3 protein-coding genes are annotated in these 4,215 nt (G+C 73.6%); 2 read left to right on the plus strand and 1 reads right to left on the minus strand.

The genetic code is table 11. The features are described from left to right. On the minus strand, positions 1–901 hold a 901-nt coding region (locus tag ACFV5N_RS25385; protein ID WP_385604150.1), incomplete at its 3' end, for a phosphatase PAP2 family protein. Positions 902–1,305: 404 nt separating this feature from the next. On the opposite strand from ACFV5N_RS25385, the gene ACFV5N_RS25390 reads away from it, so the two are divergent. Both ACFV5N_RS25390 and ACFV5N_RS25395 read left to right on the plus strand, forming a co-directional pair. Beyond that, positions 1,306–2,913 (plus strand): MFS transporter, encoded by a 1,608-nt coding sequence (locus tag ACFV5N_RS25390; RefSeq protein WP_385604152.1) that lies wholly within the window; start codon positions 1,306–1,308, stop codon positions 2,911–2,913. A 41-nt stretch (positions 2,914–2,954) separates the two neighbouring features. Then, positions 2,955–4,142, plus strand: coding sequence for an acyl-CoA dehydrogenase family protein (locus tag ACFV5N_RS25395; protein ID WP_385604155.1), 1,188 nt, complete (start codon positions 2,955–2,957; stop codon positions 4,140–4,142). The last annotated feature ends 73 nt before the right edge of the window (positions 4,143–4,215 follow it).

Raw genomic sequence — 4,215 nt, forward strand, 5'->3', positions numbered from 1 at the left:
GTGGTGCGCTGCTGGCAGGGCTGAACGAGCCCCCCAGCGGCTCGACGGGCCGCACCGGCGGCCGCCCACCCGCCGGCCTGCCCTCGGGCGGGAGCGGCCGGACGGCGGGCGCCCGTGTGTGCGCCTTCGCGAGCCGGGCCGGCAGCGCGGTGGTGGCCCGGGCCCCCGCGGGGTCGGGCGGAAGCGTGACCGGGGTGACCTCCGGCGCCGGCAGCACGACGTGCGACGGCCGCCCGGCTCTCCCGCTCAGCCGGTCCCGCAGCACCAGCAGCCGGCGCTCCACCTCGGCGATCACCGGCTCGCACCAGGGCAGCGCCAGCAGGATCAGCAGCCCGGCCGCCCAGCCGAGCAGCACATCGCTCACCCAGTGGGTCCCCAGATAGACCGTGGTGGCGCCCACACCGAGCGCGAAGACCGCGGCGATGATCGACAGCGTTCTGCGGGCCCGGGGCGTGGTGGCCAGATAGGCGAGAATCCCCCAGGTCACCACGGCGTTGGCGGTGTGGCCGGAGGGAAATATATCGCCGTTCAACCACATCTCGTTGGAGCCGATGTCATTCGCGTAGTGCGGCCCTTCCCTGGCCATGCCCAGCTTCGCCGCGCCGACCGAGAGATTCAGCGCCAGCAGCGCCACGCCCATCACCAGCAGCGGACGCAGGGTGCGCTGCCGCCACGAGCGCCACCCCAGCCAGGCCGCCACCAGCACCGCCGTGGGGCCGCGCTGCCCGAGCACCACGAAGTAGTCGAGGAAGGCGTGCAGGCCCGGCCACTGCTTGTAGGGCCGGAACAGCATCACCTGCCAGTCGAACCTGACCAGCCAGGACGTGCTCAGCACCGCCGCCACGATCGTCGCGTACGCGCCCAGCGTCGCCCACAGGAGTGCGACCCGGGTACGGCTCATGCCGGGAGCCGCGACGGCCGGTCGCTGCGGCTCCTGCTCGAGGCGGGCAAAGAATCGGTCGGTACGCACCTCAGCAAGATTACAGCCGGTGATAGGAGCGCTTCGACTCCGGCCTGCTTTCGTGATGCCGATGTGATGTGCCGGGAGTCTTTTCCCGGGATGATTGGCCTGGAGTTTTCCCGCTGTTCACCCGGCTTTACCAATTTCCCGGAACCCATGATTTGCCGATCTGGCGATGATGGTACGGCCATTCGGATTGTTTTTCTTTCAGGGCTTTCCGGGTGACACGGGACGGGCCGTACGGCCCGCCGGTCACGGCCCGGAGTCCCTGGGGCTCCGGCCCGCCCCTGACGTACGCTGTGGCTCGTCCGCCCGCTCAGCCCGTCCCCAAGGTGCCCGCGCCCATGGCGAGTCCGCTCCCCGTCCGAGACCGCAACCGCTGGTCGGTTCTGGTCGTGCTGTGCGTCAGCCTGCTGCTGGTCGCCATCGACGCGACCGTGCTGCACGTCGCCGTACCCGCCGTCACCGAGGACCTGCGGCCCGGCGCGGTGGAGCTGCTGTGGATCGTGGACGTCTACCCGCTGATGTGCGCCTCCCTGCTGATCCTCTTCGGCACCCTCGGGGACCGGATCGGCCGCCGCCGGGTGCTGCTGCTCGGATACGCCTGCTTCGGCCTCGCCTCCGCGCTGGCCGCGTGCGCCACCACCCCCGGGGTGCTGATCGTCGCCCGCGCGCTGCTCGGCGTGGGCGGGGCGATGATCATGCCGGCCACGCTCTCGATCCTGCGGCACGTCTTCCCCGACCGCAGGGAGCGCGCGCTGGCGATCGGCATCTGGAGCGCGGTCGCGGCGGTGGGCGCGGCGATCGGCCCGCTGGTGGGCGGCGCGCTGCTGGAGCACTTCTGGTGGGGCTCGGTCTTCCTCGTCAACATCCCGCTGATGCTGCTGTGCCTGCCGGTGGCGCGCTGGCTGCTGCCGGAGTCCACCGGGGACCGCGAGGGCCCCTGGGATGTGACCGGGGCGCTGCTGGCGGCCGGCGGCCTGTTCACGCTGATCATGGCGCTCAAGCGGGCGGGCGGCGGCGAGCTGTACAGCCCGCTCACCCTGCTGGCCGCGCTGACCGGCGCGGTGCTGCTGACGGTCTTCGTCCGCCGCCAGCGCGCGCGGCCGCACCCGCTGATCGACCTGCGGGCCTTCGCCCGGCCCGCCTTCGGCACCTCGGTGGGCTGCATCGTGCTGACCGTGCTGGCGCTGGTCGGGCTCGCGCTGATCGCCGCCCAGTACCTCCAGCTGGTGCTCGGCCTCACCCCGCTGCAGACCGGGCTGCGGCTGCTGCCGCTCAGCCTGGCCGCGATCACCGCGGGGCTGCTGGGCGCCCGGCTCCTCCAGCGGCTGGGGCCGCGGCTGATGGTCTCGCTCGGCTTCCTGCTGACCGCCTGCGCGGTCCTCACCCTGATGCCGCTGGGCGCGCAGGACCGGCCGCTGCTGATGGCCACCGGGTTCGTGCTGCTCGGCTTCGGCCTGGAGACGGTGCTGTTCGCCTCCTACGAGTCGATGCTCTCCGACGCGCCGCCCGGCCGGGCCGGTGGCGCCGCGGCGATCGGCGAGACGGCGTACCAGCTCGGCGCCGGGCTCGGCATCGCCCTGCTGGGCAGCATCATGAACGCCGTGTACGGGCCCGCCGTGCGCGGCACCCAGGGCGTGGGGGAGGAGCACACCGCCGCGGCCGCGCACTCGCTGGGCGAGGCGTACTCGGTGGCCGCCCAGCTCGGCGGCGGTCCGGGCCTCGCGCTGCGGCAGACCGCCCGGGAGGCGTACGTCCACGGGATGCATCTGACGCTGGCCGCCAGCGCCGTCCTGCTGCTGCTCGGCGCCCTGGCGGCGCTGCGGCTGCCCCGGCTGCCGGTCGCCGAACCGGCCACCGCCGCACCGGGGAGCGCCCCGGCCCCGGTCGGCCCGCAGCACGGGCCGCGGGAGCGGCCGCTCTTGCCCACCGGGGTCACCCGGCCGTAGCGTCACCCCGCCCCGCGTTCCCGGCCCCAGGAGGCATCCCCATGCCCACCGGTACCCTGCCGCCCTTCGACCCGGCCGACCCGCTCGGGCTCGACGACCTCCTCGGTCCCGAGGACCTGGCGGTGCGGCGCACCACCCGCGCCTGGGCGAACGAGCGGGTCAGGCCGCACATCGCGCGGTGGTACGAGGAGGGGCGCGCCCCGGTGCCCGAACTGGCCCGGGAGCTGGGTGCCCTGGGCGCGCTGGGCATGACGCTTCGGGGCTACGGCTGCGCGGGGGCGTCCGCCGTGCAGTACGGGCTGACCTGTCTGGAGCTGGAGGCGGCGGACTCCGGGATCCGCTCGCTGGTGTCGGTGCAGGGATCGCTGGCGATGTACGCGATCCACCGGTTCGGCTCGCCGGAGCAGCGCGAGCGCTGGCTGCCGTCGATGGCGCGCGGTGAGACGATCGGCGCGTTCGCGCTGACCGAGCCCGACCACGGCTCCGATCCGGCCGGGATGCGGACTCGCGCCGAGCGCCAAGGCGGTGACTGGGTGCTGACGGGCCGCAAGATGTGGATCACCAACGGTTCGGTGGCGGGCGTGGTGGTGGTGTGGGCCCGTACGGAGGAGGGGGTGCGGGGGTTCGTGGTGCCCACCGGCCGGCCCGGGTTCAGCGCCACGGAGATCCGGCACAAGTGGTCGCTGCGGGCGTCGGTGACCAGCGAGCTGGTGCTGGACGGGGTGCGGCTGCCCGCCGAGGCGGTGCTGCCGGAGGCGCGGGGTCTCGGGGCGGCGCTGGCCACGCTCGCGCATGCCCGGTACGGCATCGTCTGGGGTGCGCTGGGGGCGGCCAGGGACTGTTTCGAGACAGCGTTGTCGTACGCGGGGGAGCGGGAGCAGTTCGGGCGTCCGGTGGCCGGCTTCCAGCTGACCCAGGCGAAGCTGGCGGACATGGCGGTGGAGCTGCACAAGGGGCTGTTGCTGGCGCACCATCTGGGCCGCCGGATGGACGCGGGGCGGCTGCGGCCGGAACAGGTGAGCTTCGGCAAGCTGAACAATGTCCGGGAAGCGCTGGAGATCTGCCGCGCCGCCCGGACGATCCTGGGGGCCAACGGGATCTCGCTGGAGTACCCGGTGCTGCGGCACTGCGGGAATCTGGAGTCGGTGCTCACGTACGAGGGCACCAGTGAGATGCACCAGCTGGTGCTGGGCAAGGCGCTCACCGGACTTGAGGCGTTCCGGGGCTGACGCCCGGGACACGCGCCGGGGTGGGGGGGGCGGCGCGGGGGGGGGCCGCCCCCACCCCCAGCGAGGAAAGACA

This window comes from Streptomyces sp. NPDC059853, from assembly GCF_042731495.1.
Classification (GTDB): Bacteria; Actinomycetota; Actinomycetes; order Streptomycetales; family Streptomycetaceae; genus Streptomyces.